Genomic DNA, 24,485 nt, shown 5'->3' on the forward strand with positions numbered 1-24,485 from the left:
GCGCCCGGCGCCCGCCGCGACGATGGACCGGTCCATGCCCCGAACCCGGTCAGGAGCCCCCCGTGCCCAGGATCACCACCAACGACGGCGTCTCGCTCCACTACTACGACGAGGGCGACGGACAGCCGGTCCTGCTCGTGCCCGGGTACGGCGCGCCCGCCGACGACTGGGCGCTGCAGTGGGCCCCGCTGCGCGCCGCCGGGTACCGGGTGATCTCGCTGGACCGCCGCTGGCAGGGGCAGTCCGACCGGCCGTCCTGGGGGCAGCGGATGTCCCGGCACGGCAAGGACCTGGACGACCTGGTCACCGCCCTCGACCTGCGCGGGGTGGTCGCGATCGGCCAGTCCATGGGGGCGAGCACCATCTGGGCGTACGTCAGCCTGTTCGGCACCGGCCGGCTCGCCGGGGTCGCCACCGTCGACCAGTCCCCGAGGATGGTCAACGCCCCGGACTGGTCCTACGGCTTCTACGGCCTCACGGAGGAGAACCTCGGCACCTTCTTCGGCTCGCCGACGGCCTTCGCCACCGGCCACGGCCGGGACTGGCCCGACCCGGCCGCGCTGGACGCCGCGATCAGGGCGGCCGGCGGGCGCGGTGCCGAGAGCCTGATCACGCCCGACACCTATCCGCTGCTGCTGGACCACTCTCGCCAGGACTGGCGCGACGTCGTCGCCCGGGCCGAGGTCCCGCTGCTGATCACCGCGGGCGCGGAGAGCCAGTTCTGGCCGGCGGCGCACGCGGAGGCCACCGCGGCGCTCAACCCGCGGGCCGGGTGGACCGTCTTCGAGGGCGCCGGGCACACCGCCCACGTCGACCAGCCGGAGGCCGTGGCCGAACGGCTGGTGGCCTTCGCCGGTTCGACGCGCGCGGACGGCTGACTCCGGACGGCTGACCCCGGACGGCTGACCCCGGCCGGAGGCCCCGGGTAAGGCCCGCCTAGGCTGTACGACGAAGCAAAACGGGCGAACCGGACCCACCCAGGGGCCGCGAGGACGGAAAGCAGGACCCGCCGATGGGCGACGGAATGTCAGGCATGCACCACCACGGCGGGATGACCGAGCTAGGACCGTTCTCGTTCTCCAATGTGCTCACCTGGTCCCCGGACTGGGTGTTCCTGGCCGCCGCCCTGGCCGGGCTCGCGCTGTACCTCCTCGGCGTGGTGCGGCTGCGGCGGCGCGGGGACGGCTGGCCGGTCGGGCGCACGGTGGCCTGGGTGCTGGGCATCGGCTCGGTGATCCTGGTCACCTGCAGCGGGCTGAACGACTACGGCATGGTCCTGTTCAGCGCGCACATGATGCAGCACATGGTGCTCTCCATGCTGTCGCCGATCCTGCTGCTGCTCGGGGCGCCGATCACGCTGGCGCTGCGCGCGCTGCGGCCGGCCGGGAAGGGGCGTCCGCGCGGGCCGCGCGAGTTGCTGGTGGCACTGCTGCACAGCACCTACGTGAAGGTGATCTCGCACCCGGCGTTCACCATCCCGCTGTTCATCGCGAGCCTGTACGGGGTCTACTTCACCCCGCTGTTCGACTTCCTCATGGAGTACCGGCTCGGGCACATCTTCATGATGGTCCACTTCCTGGCGACCGGGCTCGCCTTCTTCTGGCCGATCATGGGCGTGGACCCGGGCCCGAACCGGTCCGGCCACGTGATGCGGATCATCGAGCTGTTCATGGGCATGCCGTTCCACGCCTTCTTCGGTGTCGCGGTGATGATGGCCAACCACCAGCTGGTCAAGACCTTCACCGCCGAGGGGGCGCCTCCCGGCACCGACCTGCTGGCGGACCAGAAGCTGGCCGGCGGCATCACCTGGGCGTTCGGCGAGATCCCGACCGCGATCGTGCTGATCGCGCTGGTCTACCAGTGGATGCGCTCGGAGGAGCGGCTCTCGCGCCGCCGGGACCGCGCCGAGGACCGCAGCGGTGACGCCGAGCTGGCGGCGTACAACGCCTACCTGGCCTCGCTGGACCAGCGCAACCGGCGGCCGGCGGCCGACGCCGGCTGATCCGGCCCGACCTGGCCGACCTGGCCGACCTGGCCGACCTGGCCCACCGACCAAGAACCACCGACGAGCCCCCGTCCGACCGCGGACGGGGGCTCCGTCGTACCCGGGGGCGGCCTCAGGCCTGGCGCGGGACCTGCCGGGCGAGGCCCGCGACCAGGATGTCCAGGCCGAACTCGAACCGCTCGTCGCCGACGTTGCGGGTGAGCGCGGCGGCCATCGAGGTGATCATCGGGTAGCGCCCGGTCGGGACGGTCGCGAAGTAGTCGCGGATCCGCTCGGTGAACTCCTCGGTGTTGCCTCCGCCCCGGGTGGACGCCTCGAAGGCGGTCGCGGTGGTGTAGAGGCCCAGCAGGTCGACCCCGTAGGCGGCCGTCTGCTCGTCCAGCCCGCCGGCCCGCAGCATGGCGAGCATCGTCTCGGCGATGTCCATCGCGTGCGGGGTGACCGGGACGTTCGCGACCACGGCGGCCTTGGCCAGGTCCCGGTGCGAGAGCAGTGCCTCGCGGGAGCGCCGCAGCAGGCCCTTGATCTGCTCCTCCCAGCGGGCCGGATCGGCCTCCTCCAGCTCGATTCCGGCGTAGGCGAGGTCGAGGACCAGCTCGACCAGCTCCTCCTTGGAGCCCACGTGGGCGTAGAGGCTGGCCGCGCCGGTGCCGAGCTCCTGGCCGACGCGGCGCATGCTCAGGGCGTCCATGCCCTCGGTGTCGACGATCCGCAGCGCCGCCTCGACGATCCGCTCCCGGCTCAGCGGCTGCCGCCGGGGTGCCCGCTCCCTGTCCTGCCAGTGCTCGGGCCAGCCGGAGCGCGGGGCGGCACTGGTCATGGGGGCTCCTTCGTGGGTCGGTGACAGGACCCACAGTACTTGACACGAACACCGTTCCATGGGAGAACACTGTTCGTTCAGAAAAACAGTGTTCGTTATGACGAACGTCGTTCGTCGCTGGCTCTCGCTCCGGAGACCTCCCCATGACCAGTCAGATCGCCCCACCCGCGCCCGTCGGAAAGCCGTCCACCGGCTACCGGCTGCGCTGGGCGGGACTCGCCGTCGTCCTCGCCGCCGAGGTGATGGACCTCCTCGACACCACCATCGTCGGCGTCGCCGCCCCCGCCGTCCGGGAGGACCTCGGCGGCAGTGACGCCCAGATCCAATGGATCACCGCGTCCTACACGCTCGCCTTCGCCGTCCTGCTGATCACCGGCGGCCGGCTCGGCGACCTCTTCGGCCGCAAGCGCCTGTTCGTCCTCGGCGCGACCGGCTTCACCCTCGCCTCGGCGCTCTGCGCGGCCGCGCCCGGTGCCGGCACCCTGGTCGCCGCCCGCACCGTGCAGGGCCTGTTCGCGGCACTGCTCATCCCGCAGGGGCTCGGGCTGATCAAGGCGATGTTCCCGCCCAAGGAGCTCGGCACCGCCTTCGGCCTGTTCGGCCCGGTCCTGGGACTCTCCTCGGTGCTCGGCCCGACCCTCGGCGGCTACCTCACCGGGGCCGACTGGTTCGGCCTCGGCTGGCGGGCGGTCTTCCTGATCAACCTGCCGGTGGGCCTGCTCACCGTCCTCGCCGCCGGGCGGATCCTGCCCGGCGACCGCACCACCACCAACCGCACCACCAGCGCCGCCACCGGCACCGGCACCGGCACCGGCACCGGCAGGGTCGACCCGGTCGGTGTGCTGGTGCTCGGGCTGGCCGTCCTGCTGCTGGTCTACCCGCTGGTGCAGGGCCGGGAGCTCGGCTGGCCGCTGTGGACCTTCCTCTCGATGGCCGCCTCGGTACCGACGGCCTGGCTCTTCACCGTCCAGCAGCGCGGCGTCCTGCGCCGCGGCGGCACCCCGCTGATCGAGCCCTCGCTCTTCGGGAAGCGGGCCTTCGTCTCGGCGCTCGCCACCGGGCTGGTCTTCTTCGCCGCCCTCTCCGGCCTGATGCTGGTCTTCACCCTCCACCTCCAGCTCGGTCTCGGCTGGACACCGCTGCACGCCGGGCTGTCGATGATCCCGCTCTCGATCGGCGTGGTCGTCGGAGCCGTGCTCTCCGGTGCCCTGCTCGCCCCCCGGTACGGCCGCCGGGTGCTGCACCTCGGCATGGTGCTGGCCGCCGCGGGCGCGCTCGGCCTGTGGGCCACCGTGGACGGGGCCACCGGCCTCGGCTCCTGGCAGCTGGCACCGGGACTCGCCGTGGCCGGCCTCGGTCTCGGCCTGATCATGGCGCCGTTCTTCGACATCGCGCTCGCGGGGGTCGAGGAGTCCGAGACCGGCTCCGCGTCCGGCGTCCTCAACGCCCAGCAGCAGCTCGGCGGCTCGATGGGCGTCGCCCTGCTCGGCACCGCGTTCTTCGGCTGGGCCCCCACCGAGGGGTTCGGGCACGCGGCCGGGCTGACCTACGGACTCGTCGCCGCGCTGCTCGCCGCGGCCTTCGTGATCGCCTTCCTGCTCCCCCGGCAGGCCCGTCCGGACGGCGAGGGGCACTGAACGCCCCTGCGGGGGGAACGCCGGGAGGCCCCGGGGTCCGTGGGTACGGACCCCGGGGCCTCCCGGGTCGTGCGCGGTGCGGGTGGGATCAGCCGAGGTTGGCGATCGCCTCGTTGAGCGTCTTCGAGGGACGCATCACGGCCGCGGCCTTGGCCGGGTCCGGCTGGAAGTAGCCGCCGAGCTCGACCGCGGAGCCCTGCACGGCGACGAGCTCCTCGACGATGGCCGCCTCCTGCTCGGTCAGCGTCTTGGCCAGGCCGGCGAAGGCCTCGGCCAGGGCGGCGTCCTCGGTCTGGCCGGCCAGCTCCTGGGCCCAGTACATGGCCAGGTAGAAGTGGCTGCCGCGGTTGTCGATGCCACCGAGGCGGCGGCTCGGCGACTTGTCCTCGTTGAGGAAGGTGCCGGTGGCGCGGTCCAGGGTGTCGGCCAGCACCTGGGCGCCGGTGTTGCCGGTGGTGCGGGCCAGGTGCTCGAAGCTGGCGGCCAGCGCGAAGAACTCGCCCAGGCTGTCCCAGCGCAGGTAGTTCTCCTTGACCAGCTGCTGGACGTGCTTCGGGGCGGAGCCGCCGGCGCCGGTCTCGAACAGGCCGCCGCCGTTCATCAGCGGGACGACCGACAGCATCTTGGCGCTGGTGCCCAGCTCCAGGATCGGGAACAGGTCGGTCAGGTAGTCGCGCAGCACGTTGCCGGTCACCGAGATGGTGTTCTCGCCGCGGCGGATGCGCTCCAGCGAGAAGGTGGTGGCCTCGACCGGGGCCAGGATCTCGATCCGCAGGCCGGTGGTGTCGTGCTCCGGCAGGTACGCCTTGACCTTCTCGATCAGCACGGCGTCGTGGGCGCGGGTCTCGTCCAGCCAGAAGACGGCCGGGTCGCCGGTGACCTGGGCGCGGGTGACGGCCAGCTTCACCCAGTCGCGGATCGGCAGGTCCTTGGTCTGGCAGGCGCGGAAGATGTCGCCCGGCTGGACGGCCTGCTCCAGGACGACCTCGCCGGTGGCGGCGTCGACCAGGCGGACGGTGCCGGCCGCGGCGATCTCGAAGGTCTTGTCGTGGCTGCCGTACTCCTCGGCGGCCTGGGCCATCAGGCCGACGTTCGGGACCGAGCCGATGGTGGCCGGGTCCAGGGCGCCGTTGGCGCGGCAGTCGTCGATCACGGCCTGGTAGACACCGGCGTAGCTGCTGTCCGGCAGCACGGCGAGGGTGTCGGCCTCCTGGCCGTCCGGGCCCCACATGTGGCCGGAGGTGCGGATCATGGCCGGCATCGAGGCGTCGACGATGACGTCGCTCGGCACGTGCAGGTTGGTGATGCCCTTGTCCGAGTCGACCATGGCGAGCGCCGGACCGGCGGCCAGCTCGGCCTCGAAGGAGGCCTTGATCTCGGCGCCGTTCTCCAGCGCGTCGAGGCCGGCCAGGATGCCACCGAGGCCGTTGTTCGGGTTCAGGCCGGCGGCGGCCAGCACCTCGCCGTACGTGGCGAAGGTCTGCGGGAAGAACGCCCGGACCACGTGGCCGAAGACGATCGGGTCCGAGACCTTCATCATGGTGGCCTTGAGGTGGACCGAGAACAGCACGCCCTCGGCCTTGGCGCGGGCGACCTGCGCGGCCAGGAACTCGTTCAGCGCGGCGGCGCGCATGACCGAGGCGTCCACGACCTCCCCGGCCAGCACCGGGACCGACTCGCGCAGCACGGTGGTGGTGCCGTCCTCGGCGAGCAGCTCGATGCGCAGCGCGCCGGCCTCGGCGATCACGGTCGACTTCTCGGTGGAGCGGAAGTCGTTCACGCCCATGGTGGCGACATTGGTCCTGGAGTCCGCCGACCAGGCACCCATGCGGTGCGGGTGGGTCTTGGCGTAGTTCTTGACCGACGCGGGGGCGCGGCGGTCGGAGTTGCCCTCGCGCAGGACCGGGTTGACGGCGCTGCCCTTGACCTTGTCGTAACGGGCGCGGACGTCCTTGTCCTCGTCGGTCCGCGGGTCGTCCGGGTAGTCCGGCAGCGCGTAGCCCTGCGCCTGCAGCTCGGCCACGGCGGCCTTGAGCTGCGGGATCGAGGCCGAGATGTTCGGCAGCTTGATGATGTTGGCACCCGGGGTCTTGGCCAGGGCGCCCAGCTCGGCGAGGGCGTCGCCGATCCGCTGGTCCTCGGTCAGACGCTCCGGGAAGCTCGCGATGATCCGCCCGGCGAGGGAGATGTCGCGCGTCTCCACCTTCACGCCCGCGGTCGAGGCGTACGCCTGGACGACCGGCAGGAACGAGTACGTTGCCAGGGCAGGCGCCTCGTCGGTGTGCGTATAGATGATGGTCGAGTCAGTCATCGGTACTCCGCTTCACGTCTCCAACGTCTTGACGTCAAGATATCTCGTGACCGGCCCTCCGCTCCACCTCCCCCCGGCACGGATCAGCTCCACGGTCGACCCGATGCCGTCGCGGGGCAAGCCGGACGGGTCACCCGGAGGGCCGGTGGGCGCCGTTCCGGGCCTCGCGCAGCGCGTCGATCCGGGCGTCGAACTCGGCCTCGTCGGCGAGGAACCACAGCTGGCGGCCCCGGTTACTCTCGCGGACGAAGTCCCGCAGCGCACCGCTGGCCCCGGTGTACGCGGAGAGGTCGCCGACCACGGCGAGGCCGACCCGGTACTGGGCGAACTTCTGGGTGACCTCCCCGGCGAGTCGGGTGCCCAGGGTGAAGAACTCCGGCCCGAACCGGGCGGCGGGCACCACCAGCCACTCGGCGTCCTGGGCGAAGGCCTCGCCGAGCAGGTCCGTGCCGTCGCGCGGGGCGCGGACCACCGGGCCGTCGGCGGACAGCCGCACCACGACCGGGGCGGGGACGGCCCCGGGGACGGACGCGGGGACGGACAGGGGCGCGGGCGCGGGCGTCGGGAGCGGCTCAGACATGGCGGTTCTCCGTGGTCAGGGTGTGAATGAGGAGCAGCAGCTCGGCGGTGTCCGCCGGGGCGCCGAGGACGATCACCTTGAGGGTCGCGCGATCCTCGTTGTGCAGCGTCTCGATCCGCAGCGGCACGGCCCCGCCGCGCGGACCGGAGACCGCCGCGAGCAGGGTGTTCGACAGCCGGGCGGCCTCCCGGACGCCGATGCCGTCGATCTGCACCACGGCGGACGCCTCGGCGTGCAGCGGTGCCGGGGCGGCCGGCGGCGCGGCGTCGGCCCCCGGGGCGCCGCCGGGGGTGTCGGCGACGGTGCCGCCGGCGAAGGACTCGAAGTCGCGGCGGGCGATCCGGTACTGCTTGCCGATCCTGGTGGCCCGCAGCCGGCCGTCGCGGACGTAGCCGCGGACCGTCCGGACGTGCAGTCCGAGCAGTTCGGCAACCTGCTCGACCGAGAAGTACTCCGGGGGGTGCTCCGGCACCGGCCGCCTCCTTGACTCTGTCATTTCATTACGCAAACTACCATGACACAGGGCACGATAAGGAAGGATAAGGAAGGGCGTCCGGTGAGCGGTGCACCCGACCGTCAGGACTTCGTCAACGCGGCGCTGCATTCGGTCAACGCTGCGTCAGGAAGGTTCTCCCGTCGGGCGCGACGGTCCTAGCGTCGGAGGTGCAGTTCCGGCAGGCCCCTCTCCACCACTCGGGAGCACCCGCATGGCCCGCGTCGTCGTCTGGCACGTCCCGGTCACCGTCACCGGACGGACCACCTCCCTCCGCCTCTTCCGCCTGCGCGACGGGCGCCGTTGCGCCGTCGGCTTCAGCTCCGCGGGCGCGCTCGCCGAGCTCCTCGGCCCGGAGCAGGCCGCCGTCGAACTCGGCGAACCGGCGCTGCGGGCGCTCACCGCGCCGCTCGGCGTCGAGGAACTCGTCCTGGACCCGCGGCTGGTCGCCGCGCCCGTCGTCCCCCCGGGCGGTCGTCCGGCCCCCACCGACCGGGGCACCGGTCCGGGTGGACGCCCCACCGGCCGGCCCGGCGCACAGCTCCAGCACAGGTGAGCGCACTCCACCTGGTCCCCGGGACGCCCGGGCCGGAGCCGGCCCGGCCGCTGCACGCCCTCGCCCGGGTGAGCTTCGGCCCCGTGCCGCTCGACTTCGACCGGCTGGTCGCCGAACTCCCGGCAGTGCAGAGCGGGTTGGCGCTGGCGGGCGGTGCCGACCTGGAACTCCGGCTGGCCTGCACGGGACCGGAGGAACTGCGCGCCGTCTCGGCCGCCCTGCTCCGGGCCGGCGCGGCCCACGTCCACGTCGATCTGGTGCTCCGTGCCCTCGTCCCGGCCCGGCCGACCCTGCGGCCGGTGCCCTGAGGACTCCCGGGGGCCGGGTCGGTGCGCCCGGGCCCCCGGGTCGCGGCACCCCGTCGCCCCCGTCGCCCCCCGTCGCGGCACCCCCCGGGCCGGTCAGCCGATCCCCTGGCGGTCCGGGCGCAGCGCGAAGGCCCGGACCTCGGGGTCGCCCTGCTCCTGGGTCACCGCACGGACCAACAGGACCTGCTGCTCCAGGAGTTCGGGCCGGCGCCGGTCCGGGGCGATTCGCAGCAGGTCGTCCAGCGCGGCGGTCAGGCGGCGGGTCACCTGGGGGTGGCCGGCGCCGCAGAGCCGGATCTCGGTGAAGGCGAGGTCGACGACGGCCGACCAGCCCGGCACCGGTTCGACCAGCCGGACCGCACCGTGCCGGTCGCGGTGGCAGAGGTCGCCGAAGCTCTCGTGCAGGAGCATCGCCAGCAGTTGGTGGATCCGGTCGACGGCCTGCACCGCGGTGGTCGGGTCGTTGACGGCGGGCGAGAGCGCGCGGATCGCGATGTCCACGAGCTGGCGGAAGCCGAAGCTCAGGTCCTGGTGCATGGTGCGGTCGACGCCGACGTTGAGCGCCTGGGCGATCCGCCGCGAGGGCGGCGGGCGCTCGCCGGCCACCCGGACGATCGGGGTCCCGGGGGCGATGAAGTCGCCGATCCTCGGTACCAGGTGCAGTACCGCGTCGTGCTTGCGGGCGATCCGCAGCAGCCGCCCGATGTTCACGTCCCGCAGCACGCCGGAGCGCCCCTCGTGGAGCAGGGTGTACGCCTGGTCGGGCACGGGCGGCGCGGGTTCGGCCGGCATCAGCCGGTACTGGAGCAGGACGGCCGTCGACTCGTTGGCCACTCGATCAATGACGTGCGGGACGCGCAGCAGCCGCATCGTGGACTGCACGTAGAGCACGAACAGGGCGAGGCTGAGCACGACCAGGAGCACGGCCACCACGCTGGAGAAGACCGGCACCGAGGTGAGCTTGGCCGGGTCGGTGGAGTCGTCGTAGCTGAACTGGACCAGCAGCGCGAAGAGGAAGGTGGCCAGGCAGACCGAGAAGGCCGCTTTGGTCAGCCGGCTGCGGACGTAGAGCCGCAGCACCCGCGGGGAGAACTGGCTGGCGGCCATCTGCAGCGCCACCAGGGAGATCGAGAAGACCACGCCGATGAACGTCAGCATCGCCGAACTCACCGTGGAGACGACGGACTTGGCGGCGCTGTTGAAGCGCAGCAGCTCGTCCACCGAGCCGGTGTCGGCGACACTCTGGCTCACCACGGCCTCGTCCAGCTCGGCGGTCAGCCCGGCCAGCAGCACGGCGGCGACGCAGGCGAGCAGCGGGGCGAACCAGAACGACTCGCGCAGGTGCTCGCGCAGCGGGGAGAGCGGTCGGTAGCGGACCGGCGGCCGCGGCCCGGTCTGGCGGTCGGTCATCGCCCCAGGCTAGGTGCCCGCACGCGGCAGCCCCCGGCACGCCACGCGCCGGTATTTCTATGCACTCCGGCCGATTTCTATGAATCGGGATGCCCTCCATATTGCACGAGTACGGACCGAGGCTCAATTCGCGCTCAGATACCGGAACTACTGGTGAGTCACGTAACGGGCACATGAACACATGGCCTCCTACCTGCGGGAATATCCCGCGAAGTAGGTAAACATTCAGTAATGAAATCTGTGCAGAGGTCTATGAATACGCCTACTGTGTGGCAACTCTCCGCGCTCCGTTCAGCCGGAGCTCCCACAGCACAGAGAGATTGCGCATGGCTTCCCTCAACCAGCTCTCTCCGCCCGGATCGAGCACCGGCACCACCGGCACCACCACCCACCGCTCGCTCCGGCGCGAGGTCGGCCTGATCGGCCTCATGTGGGCCTCGGTCGGATCGATCATCGGCTCGGGTTGGCTCTACGGAGCCAAGAACGCCGTCGTCGTCGCCGGCCCGGCGGCGATCGTCGCCTGGGGCATCGGCGCGGTCGCGATCGTCCTGCTCGCGTTCGTGCACGCCGAGCTCGGCGGCATGTTCCCGGTCGCCGGCGGCACGGCGCGCTACCCGCACTACGCCTTCGGCGGCCTCGCGGGCATGTCGTTCGGCTGGTTCTCCTGGCTCCAGGCCGCCACCGTCGCCCCGATCGAGGTCGAGGCGATGATCGGCTACGCGGGCCACTGGGAGTTCGCGAAGAGCCTCCTCAACGACAACGGCACCCTCACCGCCAGCGGCTTCGTGGTCGCCGTGCTGCTGATGGGCCTGTTCGTCGCGGTCAACTTCCTCGGTGTCCGGGTGCTCGCCCGCACCAACAGCGCCACCACCTGGCTGAAGATCTTCGTCCCGCTGTTCGCGATCTTCGTGCTCGCCGTGACCAACTTCCACGGCTCCAACTTCACCTCGCACGGCTTCGCCCCGTTCGGCGTCAAGGGCGTGCTCACCGCGGTCAGCGCCAGCGGCATCATCTTCGCCCTGCTGGGCTTCGAGCAGGCGATCCAGCTGGCCGGCGAGAGCAAGAACCCCAAGCGCGACATCCCGCGCGCGGTGCTCGGCTCGGTCGCCATCGGCACCGTGATCTACGTCCTGCTGCAGGTCGTCTTCATCGCCGCGCTGCCCGCCGCCTCCTTCGCCAACGGCTGGGACAAGCTGGACTTCCCCGGCATCGACGGCCCGTTCGCCGGCCTCGCCACCCTGGTCGGCCTGGGCTGGCTGGCCTGGGTGCTGTACTTCGACGCCATCGTCTCCCCCGGCGGCACCGGCCTCATCTACACCACGTCGACCTCGCGCATCGCGTACGGCCTGAGCAAGAACGGCTACGCGCCGCAGCTCTTCGAGCGCGTCGACAAGCGCGGCACCCCGTGGTTCGGCCTGATCATGTCCTTCGTCACCGGTGTCATCTGCTTCCTGCCCTTCCCGAGCTGGCAGGAGCTGGTCGGCTTCATCGTCTCCGCCAGCGTGCTGATGTACGCCGGCGCCCCGCTGGCCTTCGGCGCGCTGCGCCGCCGGCTGCCGCACCGCGAGCGTTCCTACCGCCTGCCCGGCGGCGCGGTCATCGCCCCGGCCTCGTTCGTGGTCTCCAGCCTGATCATCTACTGGTCCGGCTGGCACACCCTCTCCCGCCTGGGCATCGCCATCGTGGTCGGCTACGGCCTGCTCGGCAGCTACGCCTTCTACGCCACCCGCAAGGGCCTGCCGAACGCCCCCCGCCTGGACCTGCGGGCCGCCCAGTGGCTGCCGGTCTACCTGCTGGGCCTCGGCCTGATCTCCTGGCAGGGCGGCTTCGGCGACGGCACCGGCCGGATCCCGATGTGGTGGGACATGGCCGCGGTCGCCGCGTTCTCCCTGGCGATCTACTACTGGGCGATCCGGGTCGCCCTGCCCGCCGAGGTCATCGAGCAGAACATCGAGGACGTCGAGGTGGTCGACGCGGGCGGTCACTGACCCGCGCCACCCAGCACGACGGGCCCGCCGGTACGCACCGGCGGGCCCGTTCCGCTGTCAGACAACCCCTAGAGCGAGAGCACCAGGCGCAGCGCCCGCTCGACCACCCCGGCCGGGTCCTCGGCGGGACCCTCGGAACGCCAGGCCACGAAGCCGTCCGGACGGACGAGCAGCGCGCCCTCGGGGCCGATGCCGTGCAGGGCCGCGAAGTCCTCGCCCGGCTCGGGGGCCAGGTCGTCCTCGCCGTCGGGGCCGATCCGGAACGCCTCCAGCGGGACGGCCAGCCGGTCCGCCGCCCGACGGGCGCCCTCCTGCCAGGCGGTGCCCGCCGAACCGGTCAGCAGCACCATGCTCTGCTCGTACAGGTCGAGGGTGGAGAGCCGGACCCCGGCCCGCAGCAGCCACTGGTGCGGTGCCCGGCTGCCCGGCTCGCCCGTCGACCCGAAGGCCTCCGGCACCACCGGACCCTCCGGGTCGGTGCCGGTCACCGCGCCCCGCGGGTAGCGGTAGCCGAGCGCCACCGCCAGTACCCCGGCCTGCCGGCCGACGCCCGGCACCACCGCGTAGCCCGGGTGGCTGTGCTCGGCGGAACGGGCCGAGGCCCGCTCACTGGTCACCCGCGCCACCGGGCGGCGCTCCTGCCCGTAGGTGTCCAGCAGGCCGGGACCGGCCCAGCCGCAGAGCACCGCGGCGAGCTTCCAGGCCAGGTTGTGCGCGTCCTGGATGCCGGTGTTGGAGCCGAACGCCCCGGTCGGGGACATCTCGTGGGCCGAGTCCCCGGCCAGGAACACCCGCCCCGAGGAGTAGCTCCCGGCCACCCGCTCGGCGGCGTGCCACGGAGCCCGGCCGGTCACCTCGACGTCGAGCTCCGGCATCCCGACGGCGGCCCGGATGTGCCGGGCGCAGCGCTCGTCGGTGAACGCCTCAAGCGGCTCGCCGTGCTCCGGGTGCCACGGCGCGTGGAACACCCACTCCTCCCGGTTGTCGACCGGCAGCAGGGCGCCGTCCGCCTCCGGGTTCGTCAGGTAGCAGGCGATGAAGTGACGGTCGCCGACCACCTCGGCCAGCCGCTTCGCCCGGAAGGTGATGCTGACGTTGTGGAACAGCTCGCCCTTGCCGGTCTGGCCGATGCCCAGCGCGGTGCGGGCCGGGCTGCGCGGGCCGTCCGCCGCGACCAGGTACTGCGCCCGGACGGTCCGCTCCTCCCCGGTCTCCCGGCTGCGCAGCAGTGCCGTCACCCCCTCGTCGTCCTGCTCGAAGGAGACCAGCTCGGTGCCGAAGCGGATGTCCGCGCCCAGCTCCCGGGCGGCGTGGCGCAGCACCGGCTCCAGGTCGTTCTGGCTGCACAGGCACCAGGAACTGGGGCTGAAGCGGGCCAGCCGCCCGCCCGGGTCGATCTCGCGGAACAGCCACTCCTGCTCCTCGCCGGTCAGCGAGGGGGCCTGCAGGATGCCGTGGTTCGGGGCCAGCACGGACGCCGCCTCGCGGATCGCCGCCTCGATGCCGGCCACCCGGTACAGCTCCATCGTCCGGACGTTGTTGCCTCGGCCACGCGGGTGACGCGAGGTGTCGGCGTGCTTCTCGACCAGCAGGTGCCTGACACCCAGTCGGCCCAGGAAGAGTGCGGCCGACAGCCCGACCAACGAGCCGCCGACGATCAGGACCGGTACCCGGTCGTCCACCTTCGGATTCATCAATTGCTCCAGCCTGTACGGGAGTTCGGGGCCGAATGCGGGGCTCGGCGCGACCCTCGGAGGGGCCCGCGGACACGGCGGCCCGGTCCTACCGTCCCCCGCGCCGGGTCCGTTCTGGCGGTTCATCGCTCGGATGGCCCGCATGGCTCGCGCCACCCGGGAGCACCGCGCACGATCGACCTCAGACCTGGTGGCCGACGCCACCCCAGCACCCCTCCCCGCCGGAGACCGCCCGGCTCTTCCGGCACCGGAGCCGCCGCACGCGGCCCCCGACGCGTGCGGCCCAGAAGCAGAAAGTGGATCATGACGACTCTGTCCGAACCGCCCGCGCGGCACCACTCCGCCTCCGACACCCGGCTGCGGGTGGTGCTGATGCTGGAGATCCAGGACGGCGCCCAGCAGCGCTTCATGGACGTCTACGAGCAGCTCCGCCACCAGGTCGCCTCCGTGCCCGGCCACGTCAGCGACCAGCTCTGCCAGAACATCAACGACCCCCGGCAGTGGCTCATCACCAGCGAGTGGGAGGACCAGGACACCTTCCTGGAGTGGGTGGACAGCCCGGCCCACCGCGAGATGGTCAAGCCGATGCACGGCTGCGTCAGCGACACCTTCCGCTCGATGCGCTACACGATCCTGCGCGAGACCTCCGCCGCCGGTGTCACCGGCACCCGCGCCCCGGCCGAGGTGCCGGCCGGCCTGCCGCGGACCGCCCCGGCCGGGCAGGTCGGCCCGCCCAAGGCCGACCCCGGCCCGGACGGCGTGGTCCGGCACGCGCTCACCTTCACCGTGAAGCCCGGCACCGAGCCCGAGGTGGCCCGGATCCTGTCCGGCTACGCCTCCCCCCGGGCCGAGGTCGACGGGACCACCCGGCTGCGCCGCACCTCCCTGTTCATGCACGGCAACCGTGTCGTCCGCGCGGTCGAGGTGATCGGCAGCCTCGGCGACGCGCTGCGGCACGTCGCCATGCAGCCCGAGGTGCGGGCCGTCGAGGAGGCGATCAACCCGCACCTGGAGGAGGCCCGTCAGCTGGGCGACCCGCAGGCGGCGCGCGCCTTCTTCGCCCGGGCCGCGCTGCCCGCCGAGAACCAGGCCGTGGCCGGCACCCCGGCCGCCGGACGGCCGCACCGGCACGCCGTGCTCTACCCGGTGAAGCCCGGGAACGGCCAGGCGGTCACCGACCTCCTCGCCGAGTACGACGAGCTCGCCACCGTCGACCCGACCGGCCCGGTCGCGACCAGCACCGTGTTCCACCGGGACGACGTGGTGGTCCGGCTGGTGGACCTGCGGGTCCCGCCGGAGGCGGACCCGGCGGCGGCGCTCGGCATCGCCGGCGAGCGCGAGGCCGCCGTCCTGGGCCGGCTGCTCGACCTCGGCCCCGAGGTCGACCTGCGGACCGACGCCGGACTGCGCGCCTTCCTCGCCGCGCGGGCGATGAACCCGGTCACCGACCGCACCTCGCAGGACTCCTGACCCTCCGCCGTCCCGGCGCAGTCCCCGCAGGCGCCGCACCGCGGAACACGGCCGCACATCCGGCACCACCCGGCACCACCCGGCACCACCCGGCAAGAAGGAAGAAACCATGTCCACGCAGTACCCACCGATCGTGAACGTCTCCGACGCCCCGGAGAACCGCCGGCGCGGCGGCGACCTGCGCGCCATGCTCACCCCGACCACCTGCGGCGCCACCAGCGGGTTCATGGGGCTGGCCATCGTGCAGCCGGGCGAGCGGATCGGCGAGCACTACCACCCGTACTCCGAGGAGTTCGTCTTCGTCGTCGCAGGCGACCTGGAGGTGGACCTGGACGACGAGACCCGGATCCTCAAGCCCGAACAGGGGCTGATGATCCCGATCAACATGCGCCACCGGTTCCGCAACGTCGGCGACACCGTGGCCAAGATGGTCTTCCACCTCGGCCCGCTGGCACCGCGCCCCGAACTCGGCCACGTGGACACCGAGGAGACCGGGGCGGCGGTCAACGCCGGGCCGCCGGAACACGCCAAGGTGGCTTCGTGAGCCGCCGACGGGTCGCCGTCACCGGAATCGGCGTGGTCGCGCCCGGTGGGGTCGGGGTCCCGGCGTTCTGGGACCTCCTCACCGCCGGGCGGACGGCGACCCGCGGCATCACGCTCTTCGACCCCGCCGGGTTCCGCTCCCGGATCGCCGCCGAGTGCGACTTCGACCCGGCGGCCCACGGGCTCGGCCCGGACGAGGTCCAACGGGCCGACCGCTACGTCCAGTTCGCGATGGTGGCGGCGGACGAGGCGATCAGCGACGCCGGACTCGACCTGACCGCCGAGGACCCGTGGCGGATCGGCGTCTCGCTCGGCACCGCCGTCGGCGGAACCACCCGGCTGGAGCACGACTACGCCCTGGTCAGCGCCGGCGGCGCCCGCTGGGACGTCGACCACCGGCTGGCCGAACCGCAGCTGCACCGGGCCTTCGCCCCCAGCACGCTCGCCTCGGCGGTCGCCGAGCGGACCGGCGCCCACGGACCGGTGCAGACCGTCTCCACCGGGTGCACCTCCGGCCTGGACGCGATCGGCTACGCCTTCCAGACGGTCGAGGACGGCCGGGCCGACATCTGCATCACCGGGGCCTCGGACTCGCCGATCTCGCCGATCACCGTCGCCTGCTTCGACGCCATCAAGGCCACCAGCGAACGCAACGACGACCCGGCACACGCCTCCCGGCCGTTCGACGCCCACCGGGACGGCTTCGTGCTCGGCGAGGGCGGCGCCGTCCTGGTGCTGGAGGAACTGGAGCACGCCCGGCGGCGCGGCGCCCGGATCTACGGCGAGATCGGGGGCTTCGCGACCTTCGGCAACGCCTACCACATGACCGGCCTGACCCAGGAGGGGCTGGAGATGTCCCGGGCGATCGACCACGCGCTCGCCCACGCCCGGGTCGACCGCACCGAGGTCGACTACGTCAACGCGCACGGCTCGGGCACCAAGCAGAACGACCGGCACGAGACGGCGGCGGTGAAGCGCTCGCTCGGCGAGCACGCCTACCGGACGCCGATGAGCTCGATCAAGTCGATGGTCGGGCACTCGCTCGGCGCGATCGGCGCGATCGAGGTGGTCGCCTGCACCCTCGCACTGGACCGCGGCGTCGTGCCGCCGACCGCCAACTACGAGACACCCGACCCGGAGTGCGACCTGGACTACGTGCCGCGCACCGCCCGGGAGATCCCGCTGCGCCACATCCTCTCGGTCGGCAGCGGCTTCGGCGGATTCCAGTCCGCCGTCGTGCTCACGAGAACGGGGTGAGATCCATGACGTCACGTCAACAGGAACGCCGGGCGGTGATCACCGGCCTGGGTGTGGTGGCACCGAACGGCGTCGGGGCCGATGCCTTCTGGAAGGCCACCAGGCAGGGCGTGAGCGTCCTCGACCGGATATCGCGCGAGGGCTGTGCGGACCTCCCGCTGCGCGTCGCGGGCCAGGTGCGGGACTTCGACCCGCAGGCCGTCATCGACAGCCGCTACCTGGTGCAGACCGACCGGTTCACGCACTACGCGATGGCCGCCGCCGACCAGGCGGTGGCGGACGCCGGCTTCGTCGCCGATCCGGAACACCCCTACGCGGTGGGCGTGGTGACCGCGGCCGGCTCGGGCGGCGGCGAGTTCGGCCAGGGCGAGCTCCAGCAACTGTGGGGCAAGGGACCGCAGTTCGTCGGCCCCTACCAGTCCATCGCCTGGTTCTACGCGGCCAGCACCGGCCAGGTGTCGATCCGCGGCGGCTACAAGGGCCCGTGCGGGGTGGTGGCCAGCGACGAGGCCGGCGGACTGGACGCGATCGCGCACGCCGCCCGCTCCGTCGTGCACGGCACCGACGCGGTGGTGGTCGGCGCCGCCGAGGCCCCGCTCGCGCCGTACTCGATGGTCTGCCAGCTCGGCTACCCCGAACTGAGCCTGGCCGACCGGCCCGACCGGGCCTACCTGCCGTTCTCCCCCGACGCGGCCGGCTTCGCCCCCGCCGAGGGCGGCGCGATGCTGCTGCTGGAGGACGAGGCCACCGCCCGCCGGCGCGGGGCCGCCGTCCGGGCGTACGTCGCCGGGCACGGCGCCACCTTCACCGGCGCCTCCCGCTGGGCGGAGTCCCGCGAGGGCCTGGCGGCGGCGATCCGGATCGCCCTCGACCGGGCCAGGATCTCGCCGGAGGAGGTGGACGTGGTCTTCGCCGACGCCCTCGGCATCCCGGCCGCGGACCGCGCCGAGGCGCTCGCGCTGGCGGACGCGCTCGGCCCGTACGCCGAGCGGGTCCCGGTCACCGCCCCCAAGTCCGGTACCGGGCGGGCCTACTGCGGCGCACCGCCGCTGGACACGGTGGCCGCCGTGCTCGCCATGGAGGACGGCGTGCTGCCGCCCACCCCGAACGTCACCGAGGTCGCCCACGACCTGGCCCTGGTGACCGGCCGCGCCCGCCCGGCCGAACTGCGTACCGCCCTGGTGCTCAGCCGCGGGCTGATGGGCTCCAACGCGGCCCTGGTGCTGCGGCGCGGCGAACCGGACTGACCCCGCCGGTCCGCCCGCCCGCGGCCCGCCCCACGCTCCACCGCTCAACCACTGGCTCGCTACGAAGGGACACCTCGTGAGCAACACCCTCAACTATCCCGAACTCGCGGAACTCATCCGGGCCCGGGCCGGCGTCGAGATCGACCCGGTCGAACTGGAGCGGCCCGGAGCCGACTTCGACGAGTTCGGCGTGGACTCCCTCGGCCTGCTCGGCGTCGTCGGCGAGCTGGAGAACCGACACGGAGTGAAGGTCACCAACGGCGCCGAGTCGGCCAGGACCCCGGCCGAGTTCCTGGCCCTGGTGAACTCCGCCGTGACTGCGAAGGCGGGTGCCTGAGATGCCCGGACACACGGACAACGAGATCGTCATCGAGGCCCCGCTCGACCTGGTCTGGGAGATCACCAACGATCTGGAGAACTGGCCGCAGCTGTTCAGCGAGTACGCCTCGGTGGAGGTGCTGGAGCGCGACGGCGAGCGGGTCACCTTCCGGCTGACCATGCACCCGGACGACGACGGCAAGGTCTGGAGCTGGGTCTCCGAGCGCACCACCGACCGCCCCTCGCTCGAGGTGCGGGCCCGGCGGGTCGAACCCGGCCCGTTCGAGTACATGGACATCCACTGGGAGTACTCCGAGGTGCCGTCCGGCACCCGGATGCGGTGGGTGCAGGACTTCGCGATGAAGCCCACCGCGCCCGTCGACGACGACGGCATGGTCAATCACATCAACCGCAACTCCCGGATCCAGCTGCAGCTGATCCGCGAGAAGGTCGAGAAGAAGGCCGCGGAGCTCTGAGCCATGACCTCCCCCACGACCGAGAACCGGGCCACCGGGATCCACCGCGCCCTGATCGTCGCCCGGATGAAGCCCGACGCGGCCACCGGCATCGCCGAGGTCTTCGCCGACTCCGACAACCGGGGTGAACTCCCCCATCTGATCGGCGTCACCGGGCGCAGCCTGTTCCAGTTCGGCGACGTGTACCTGCACCTGATCGAGGCGGACCGGCCGCCCGGGCCGGCCGTCGCCCAGGTGGTCGGCCACCCCGAGTTCCGGGCCGTCAGCGACGCGCTGACCAGCTATGTCCAGGCGTACGACCCGGCCACCTGGCGGGGGCCGAAGGACGCGATGGCGCGCGAGTTCTACCGCTGGGAGCGCCGCGGCTGAGCGCGCACCGGTGACACGACGAGCGGACACCCCGCGGGCCTCGGGCCCCGGGGTGTCCGCTCGTGCGGGCGGGTCGTACGCCGGCGCCGGGGCGTCAGTGCGCCCCGGCGGGCTGCGCCGTCATCGCGGCGAGCACGGCGCGCCAGTCCTCGCCGGGCTCCGGGGTCAGCGGCCCGGCGAGTGCGTCGGCCCGGTAGGACCAGGGGCGCAGCAGCTCCGCCTCGGCGGCCGGGCCGTGCGCGACGGTGCTCGACGAGCCGAGCAGCCGCACCAGTTCGGCGGCGAAGTCGGCCCAGGAGACGTGGCCGGTGACGGCGTTGACGATCCGGCCGGGGGCGAGGCCGAGGCCGGCCGTCACCGCCCGGGCCAGCGCGGCGGAGTGCACCCAGCTCGCCCCGGCCCACCCGGCCGAGGGCTCCGGCAGCAGGATCGGGCGGCCGGCCAGCGCGGCCTGGTAGAGCGCGCCGGTGGCGCCCCAGCGGAGCTGGTCGCGCAGCCGCCGGTGCGGGCCCCAGACGATCGGCGAGCGGACCACCGCGACCGGGCCGGAGGCCGACGGGGCGGCGTCCAGCAGGATCCGCTCGCAGTCGAGCTTGGCCTGCCCGTACGCGGTGAGCGGTCCGGCCGAGGGGCCGCCCTCGGCGACCTCCCCGGGCGCCGGGCGGCCGTAGGCGTCGATGCTGCTGACGAAGACGAATCCACCGGTGCCACGCCAGCCCTCGACCAGGGTCCGCATCGCGGCGAGGTCGACGGCGTGCTCGGTGAAGGTGCAGGCGGCGTGGATCACGGTCTCCGCACCCTCCGCGGCCCGGCGCAGGCTGTCCAGGTCGGCGAGGTCCCCCTCGGCGACCTCCACCCCGGCGCCGGCCACCAGATGGGCCGACTCGGGGCGGACCAGGGCGCGCACGGGGCGGCCCTGGGCGACGAGTTCCTGGAGCAGGGCGGCGCCGACACCGCCGCTGGCGCCGGTCAGCAGCACCGTCCCGGCCCGGGCGGCGGGGACGGCGGCGGTGCCGGCGGCGGTGCGGCGGGCGCCACCGCGTTCGGCCGCGCGTTCTGCGGCGCGTTCGGCCAGCAGGGCGGCCAGGGCCCGGGGGGTCCGCCGCTCCAGCACGTCCAGGCCGGTCAGCGGCAGGCCGAGGCGCGCGCGGAGCCGCTCCGCCAGTTGCACGGCGACCAGGGAATGGCCGCCCAGGCCGAAGAAGTCGCCCTCGGCGGGCGGCCGGGCGCCGAGCAGTTCGGCGAAGACGTCGCGCACGGTGTCCAGGTGGGCGGCGGGCGCGCCGGGGAGCCGGGCCGGGTCGAGGGCGCCGTCGGAGCGGCGCGGGATGCGGTCCAGCAGGGTGACGGCGTGCGGGAGCGCGTCGGGGTCCGCGAGCCGGCGGCGGAGGGCGGCGCGCAGTTCGGCGCCGCTGGGGGCGACCGGGCCGCGGACGGTCGCGTAGGCGAGGGCGGGACCGTGCTCGGCGAGGTGCAGGGCGGCGTCGGCGACCCGGGGGTCCGCGAGCAGGGCGGCGACGGCGGGATGCCGGTCGGGGTGGTCCACCGGCCCGGTCGCACCGGGGAGTTCGCCCGCGAGCCGCTCGTCCGGATGCCGCTCGTCCACGAGCCGCTCGACCGGACGCCGCTCGTCCACGAGCCGCTCGCCGGGGAGGCGGGACAGCGGGCGGTCGGCATCGGTGGCGACGGCTGCCAGCAGTTCGGCGAAAGCGGTGTGCAGCCGACCGGCGGTGGCCCCGTCCAGGGCGGCCGGGTCGTGCTGGAGCAGGCAGCGCGGCTCCGGACCGTCCTCGACCAGCAGGGTCAGGCCGAACTTGGCGAGCCCGAGGTCGACCTCCACCGCCTCGGCGGTGAGGCCCGGCAGCGCCAGCGGCTCGGCCGGGTGGACCAGGTCGCAGCTCACGGCGAGCAGCGGGGTGCCGTCGGCGCCGCGGGCGGCGGCACCGAGGCGTTCGACGACCAGGTCGAAGGGCACCTCGTGGTGCTCCTGGGCGTCCAGCAGGGCGGTGCGGACGACGGCCAGCAGTTCGGTGAAGGCCGGGTCGCCGTCCGGCTCGGGCAGCCGGGCGCGGACCGGCAGGGTGTTGACCTGGAGGCCGATCAGCCGCCGCAGTTCGGGCCGGGCTCGGTGGCCGCCGGCGCAGCCGAGCACCAGGTCGGAGCCACCGGTGGCGGCGCGCAGGGCCGCGAAGGCGGCGGCCAGGACGACGGTGAACACGGTCGCGCCGTGCCGGGCGCCGAGCCGGCGCAGTCCGTCCACGGTGTCGGCGGTGAGCGGTGCGCTGTGCAGGACGGCGCGGCGCTCGGGGGTGCCGGGCGGGACGGGGCGCAGCAGCGGGAGCGGCCCGGCACCGGCGAGCCCGGTGGCCCGGGCGGCGGCCGCGGCGGCGAGCCGGTCGTCGCGCTCGCGCTCCCAGCGGGCGTAGTCGGCGTACTGGATCCCGGGTTCGGGCAGGTCGGCGGGGCCGCCCCCGGCCGCGGCCGCGTACAGCGCGCCGAGTTCCTCGGCGAGGACGGGCAGCGATCCCCCGTCGACGGCGATGTGATGGATCGTCAGGAGCAGGGTGTGGTCGTCCGGGGCGTGCCGCAGGAGCAGCGCGCGCAGGACGGGGCCGGTGGCGAGGTCGAACGAGCGGGCCGCCTCGTCGCGCAGCAGGGCGGCGGCGTCCTCGGGGGCGGCGTCCCGGACCGGGAGCGGCACCGCGGCGGGCGGCGCGGGCTCCTGGTGCGGCCGGTCGTCCTGGTGGCCGTAGCGGGTGCGCAGGACGTGGTGGCGGGCGGTGAGGCCGGTCAGGGCGGCGGCGAGGGCGTCCCGGTCCAGCGGGCCGCGCAGCCGGGTGGCGAGCGGGACGTGGTAGCGGGGGCCGCCCTGGCCGAGGCGGTCCATCAGCCACATCCGCTGCTGGGCGTGGGAGAGCGGGGCCGGGCCGGGGGCGGTGGCGCGCCGGACCGGGCCGGCGGCCGGGGTGCCGGGCGCGGGCTTCCCGGCGCGGCTCCGGGCGCGGCGGAGCAGTTCGGCCTGGTCGATCGGGGCGGTCATCGGGCGGACTCCTGGGGGCGGGCGCCGGCGGTCACGAGGTCGGGGTCGGCGGCCCCGGTCGCATCGGCGGACGCGGCGGACCCGGCGGACCCCGCCGAATCGGCCGCGAGCAGGGCGCGTTCGATCAGGGCGGCCTGACCGGCCACGGTGGGCCGGCCCAGGAAGTCGCCGAGCGGCAGCTCGACACCCAGGTCCTCGCGGAGGTCGTCGACCACCCACATGGCGAGCAGCGAGTGGCCGCCCAGGGCGAAGAACTCGGCTTCTGGGGTCGTCACTTCGGTCTCCAGGGCGCGCGACCAGGCGGCTGCGACGACCTGCTCGATCGGGCCGAGAGCCGCGGGGCCGGTGACGGGGCGGGCGGTCCCGGCGCTGGTGGCGGTCCCGGCCGGCTCCTCCTCGGCGGCCAGCGCGCGGCGGTCGACCTTGCCGCTGCCGGTGAGCGGGAGGGTGTCCAGCACCGTCCAGGCGGTCGGCACCAGATGGGCCGGAAGGCGCTCGGCGAGCTGTCGGCGCAGCGACTCCGGCGTCGGGCGGGCGCCCTCGGCGGCGACCAGGAAGGCGGTCAGCGCGGCGTCCTCGCGCCCCGCGCGGCGGACCACCACGGCGGCCTCGGCGACCTCGGGCAGGCGGCGCAGCGCGTGCTCGACCTCGCCGGGCTCGATCCGGTAGCCGCGCACCTTCACCTGGTCGTCCAGCCGGCCGTGGAAGTCGAGGGTGCCGTCCGGGCGCCGGGACACCAGGTCGCCGGTGCCGTACGCCCGGCCCAGGCCGGGGAGTTCGACGAAGCGCTCGGCCGTCAGATCGGGCCGGCCGAGGTAGCCGAGCGCCAGCCGTCCGGTCAGCCAGAGTTCGCCCCGGGTGCCGTCCGGGACGGGTCGGCGGTCCCGGTCGAGGACGGCGGCGCCGGTGCCGCCGAACGGACGGCCGATCGGCACCGGGCCCGCGCAGTCGGCGGGCCGGACCCGGTGCAGGGTGGCGAAGGTGGTGGCCTCGGTCGGGCCGTAGCCGTTGACCAGTTCGAGCCACGGGTAGGCCCGCAGCACGGCGCCGGCGTGCTCGGCCGCGAGCGCCTCGCCGCCGACGACGACGTGCCGCAGCACGCCGAAGATCCGTGAGCCGCGCGCAGCGAGCTGGTGGAACAGGGCGGTCGCGAGCACGGCGTGGGTGACGCCGAACCGCTCGACGTCACGGGCGAGTTCCTCCGCGCTCGGGCGGTCGGCGGTCGGCACGGCGAGCGCGGCACCGTTGGCCAGCGGGCCCCAGAGTTCCAGGGTGGAGAGGTCGAAACCGGCGGAGGTCCGGACCAGCATCCGGTCGCCGGGGCGCAGCACGACCCCGTCGGCGGCGGTGACCAGCCCGGTGACGGCGTGGTGCGGCACCAGCACGCCCTTGGGCCGCCCGGTGGAGCCGGAGGTGAAGTACACGACGGCGGCGGCGTCCGGGTCGGGGTCGACCGGAGCGGGCCCGTGCTCGTCGTCGCCGGTCCCGGCGGGGCCGGTCTCGGTGAGCACCAGCGAGCGGTCCTCGGTCAGATCGAGTTCGGCCAGCAGCGCCTTGTCGCCGAGGGTGAGCCGGACGGCCGCGTCGTCGAGCATCGCGGTGAGGCGCGCGGCCGGGTACGCCGGGTCGAGCGGCAGCACATGGCCGCCGGCCCACCAGACGGCGAGGTGGGCCACGGCGATCCGGCTGCCGCGGGCGCAGAGCACGCCGACGGCGCTGCCGGGGGCGACTCCGCGGGCGGTCAGCTCGGCGGCCAACCGCCGTGCGTTCTCGACGAGTTCGCGGTAGGTCAGGGTGGTGGTGCCGTCGGTGACGGCGAGCGCCTCGGGGCGCTCGGCGGCCTGCCGGGCGACCAGCGCCGGGACGGTGGCGGCGGCAGTGGTCGGAGCGACGACGGCCGCGGCGACGGCGGTCGGAGCAGTGGTGGAGCGGGAGGGAGTCATCGGAGGTCAGCCTTCCGGGC

The 24,485-nt window shown here is 73.9% G+C and carries 21 protein-coding genes; 13 read left to right on the top strand and 8 right to left on the bottom strand.

What is annotated here, in order from left to right:
* Nucleotides 1-62: 62 nt before the first annotated feature.
* Together BLU95_RS07150 and BLU95_RS07155 are read left to right on the top strand one after the other, a co-directional pair.
* Nucleotides 63-878, top strand: a complete 816-nt coding sequence (locus BLU95_RS07150) for an alpha/beta fold hydrolase (protein WP_093859241.1) — start codon at nucleotides 63-65, stop codon at nucleotides 876-878.
* Between the two features lie 155 nt (nucleotides 879-1,033).
* Entirely contained in the window at nucleotides 1,034-2,002 is a 969-nt protein-coding gene (locus tag BLU95_RS07155; protein WP_093859242.1) for a cytochrome c oxidase assembly protein, read from the top strand.
* Between the two features lie 115 nt (nucleotides 2,003-2,117).
* On the opposite strand, the gene BLU95_RS07160 is transcribed toward BLU95_RS07155, so the two are convergent.
* Nucleotides 2,118-2,825: a TetR/AcrR family transcriptional regulator gene (locus BLU95_RS07160; protein WP_093859243.1), complete on the bottom strand. Its 708-nt coding sequence runs from the start codon at nucleotides 2,823-2,825 to the stop codon at nucleotides 2,118-2,120.
* A 143-nt stretch (nucleotides 2,826-2,968) separates the two neighbouring features.
* Between BLU95_RS07160 and BLU95_RS07165 the strand changes: the two genes are divergently transcribed.
* The gene (locus BLU95_RS07165) at nucleotides 2,969-4,462 is read left to right on the top strand and encodes an MFS transporter (RefSeq protein WP_093859244.1); all 1,494 of its coding nucleotides are present in this window, start codon (nucleotides 2,969-2,971) and stop codon (nucleotides 4,460-4,462) included.
* Nucleotides 4,463-4,550: 88 nt separating this feature from the next.
* Here the strand turns inward: BLU95_RS07165 and BLU95_RS07170 are convergent, their stop codons facing one another.
* The 3 genes from BLU95_RS07170 to BLU95_RS07180 form a co-directional block, all read right to left on the bottom strand.
* Nucleotides 4,551-6,773: an NADP-dependent isocitrate dehydrogenase gene (locus BLU95_RS07170; RefSeq protein ID WP_093859245.1), complete on the bottom strand. Its 2,223-nt coding sequence runs from the start codon at nucleotides 6,771-6,773 to the stop codon at nucleotides 4,551-4,553.
* 130 nt (nucleotides 6,774-6,903) lie between these two features.
* Nucleotides 6,904-7,353 carry a DUF4180 domain-containing protein gene (locus BLU95_RS07175; protein ID WP_093859246.1) on the bottom strand — a complete coding sequence of 150 codons (450 nt, stop codon included), beginning with the start codon at nucleotides 7,351-7,353 and terminating at the stop codon, nucleotides 6,904-6,906.
* Nucleotides 7,346-7,825: a helix-turn-helix domain-containing protein gene (locus BLU95_RS07180; protein ID WP_231978362.1), complete on the bottom strand. Its 480-nt coding sequence runs from the start codon at nucleotides 7,823-7,825 to the stop codon at nucleotides 7,346-7,348. Before BLU95_RS07180 ends, BLU95_RS07175 begins: the two co-directional genes overlap by 8 nt.
* A gap of 235 nt (nucleotides 7,826-8,060) precedes the next feature.
* Here BLU95_RS07180 and BLU95_RS07185 point away from each other — a divergent pair, with 235 nt between their 5' ends.
* Together BLU95_RS07185 and BLU95_RS07190 are read left to right on the top strand one after the other, a co-directional pair.
* Nucleotides 8,061-8,402 carry an SAV_915 family protein gene (locus tag BLU95_RS07185; RefSeq protein WP_093859248.1) on the top strand — a complete coding sequence of 114 codons (342 nt, stop codon included), beginning with the start codon at nucleotides 8,061-8,063 and terminating at the stop codon, nucleotides 8,400-8,402.
* Complete coding sequence (locus BLU95_RS07190) at nucleotides 8,399-8,710, top strand: hypothetical protein (RefSeq protein WP_093859249.1); 312 nt, start codon at nucleotides 8,399-8,401, stop codon at nucleotides 8,708-8,710. Before BLU95_RS07185 ends, BLU95_RS07190 begins: the two co-directional genes overlap by 4 nt.
* A gap of 93 nt (nucleotides 8,711-8,803) precedes the next feature.
* On the opposite strand, the gene BLU95_RS07195 is transcribed toward BLU95_RS07190, so the two are convergent.
* Nucleotides 8,804-10,120 carry a DUF2254 domain-containing protein gene (locus tag BLU95_RS07195; protein ID WP_093859250.1) on the bottom strand — a complete coding sequence of 439 codons (1,317 nt, stop codon included), beginning with the start codon at nucleotides 10,118-10,120 and terminating at the stop codon, nucleotides 8,804-8,806.
* Nucleotides 10,121-10,548: 428 nt separating this feature from the next.
* Here BLU95_RS07195 and BLU95_RS07200 point away from each other — a divergent pair, with 428 nt between their 5' ends.
* On the top strand, nucleotides 10,549-12,108 hold the full coding sequence (locus BLU95_RS07200) for an APC family permease (RefSeq protein ID WP_400746942.1): 1,560 nt from the start codon (nucleotides 10,549-10,551) through the stop codon (nucleotides 12,106-12,108).
* 68 nt (nucleotides 12,109-12,176) lie between these two features.
* Here BLU95_RS07200 and BLU95_RS07205 read toward each other — a convergent pair whose 3' ends face one another.
* Nucleotides 12,177-13,802, bottom strand: a complete 1,626-nt coding sequence (locus tag BLU95_RS07205) for an FAD-dependent oxidoreductase (RefSeq protein WP_093859252.1) — start codon at nucleotides 13,800-13,802, stop codon at nucleotides 12,177-12,179.
* A gap of 303 nt (nucleotides 13,803-14,105) precedes the next feature.
* On the opposite strand from BLU95_RS07205, the gene BLU95_RS07210 reads away from it, so the two are divergent.
* The 7 genes from BLU95_RS07210 to BLU95_RS07240 all read left to right on the top strand — a co-directional run bounded on the left by BLU95_RS07210 (nucleotide 14,106) and on the right by BLU95_RS07240 (nucleotide 19,482).
* Complete coding sequence (locus BLU95_RS07210; RefSeq protein ID WP_093859253.1) at nucleotides 14,106-15,272, top strand: SchA/CurD-like domain-containing protein; 1,167 nt, start codon at nucleotides 14,106-14,108, stop codon at nucleotides 15,270-15,272.
* A 109-nt stretch (nucleotides 15,273-15,381) separates the two neighbouring features.
* Complete coding sequence (locus BLU95_RS07215) at nucleotides 15,382-15,816, top strand: cupin domain-containing protein (protein ID WP_093859254.1); 435 nt, start codon at nucleotides 15,382-15,384, stop codon at nucleotides 15,814-15,816.
* Nucleotides 15,813-17,072, top strand: coding sequence for a beta-ketoacyl-[acyl-carrier-protein] synthase family protein (locus tag BLU95_RS07220; protein ID WP_093859255.1), 1,260 nt, complete (start codon nucleotides 15,813-15,815; stop codon nucleotides 17,070-17,072). Before BLU95_RS07215 ends, BLU95_RS07220 begins: the two co-directional genes overlap by 4 nt.
* A 5-nt stretch (nucleotides 17,073-17,077) precedes the next feature.
* Nucleotides 17,078-18,319: a beta-ketoacyl synthase N-terminal-like domain-containing protein gene (locus BLU95_RS07225; RefSeq protein ID WP_093859256.1), complete on the top strand. Its 1,242-nt coding sequence runs from the start codon at nucleotides 17,078-17,080 to the stop codon at nucleotides 18,317-18,319.
* A gap of 76 nt (nucleotides 18,320-18,395) precedes the next feature.
* Nucleotides 18,396-18,656 carry an acyl carrier protein gene (locus BLU95_RS07230; protein ID WP_093859257.1) on the top strand — a complete coding sequence of 87 codons (261 nt, stop codon included), beginning with the start codon at nucleotides 18,396-18,398 and terminating at the stop codon, nucleotides 18,654-18,656.
* Nucleotide 18,657: 1 nt separating this feature from the next.
* Nucleotides 18,658-19,113, top strand: coding sequence for an SRPBCC family protein (locus tag BLU95_RS07235; RefSeq protein WP_093859258.1), 456 nt, complete (start codon nucleotides 18,658-18,660; stop codon nucleotides 19,111-19,113).
* 39 nt (nucleotides 19,114-19,152) lie between these two features.
* Nucleotides 19,153-19,482, top strand: coding sequence for a TcmI family type II polyketide cyclase (locus BLU95_RS07240; protein ID WP_093864696.1), 330 nt, complete (start codon nucleotides 19,153-19,155; stop codon nucleotides 19,480-19,482).
* A gap of 94 nt (nucleotides 19,483-19,576) precedes the next feature.
* On the opposite strand, the gene BLU95_RS07245 is transcribed toward BLU95_RS07240, so the two are convergent.
* Both BLU95_RS07245 and BLU95_RS07250 read right to left on the bottom strand, forming a co-directional pair.
* Nucleotides 19,577-22,522: a condensation domain-containing protein gene (locus BLU95_RS07245; RefSeq protein ID WP_093859259.1), complete on the bottom strand. Its 2,946-nt coding sequence runs from the start codon at nucleotides 22,520-22,522 to the stop codon at nucleotides 19,577-19,579.
* The gene (locus BLU95_RS07250; protein WP_093859260.1) at nucleotides 22,519-24,465 is read right to left on the bottom strand and encodes a non-ribosomal peptide synthetase; all 1,947 of its coding nucleotides are present in this window, start codon (nucleotides 24,463-24,465) and stop codon (nucleotides 22,519-22,521) included. Before BLU95_RS07250 ends, BLU95_RS07245 begins: the two co-directional genes overlap by 4 nt.
* Between the last annotated feature and the right edge of the window lie 20 nt (nucleotides 24,466-24,485).

This window comes from Streptomyces sp. TLI_053 (assembly GCF_900105395.1).
Taxonomy (GTDB): Bacteria; Actinomycetota; Actinomycetes; order Streptomycetales; family Streptomycetaceae; genus Kitasatospora.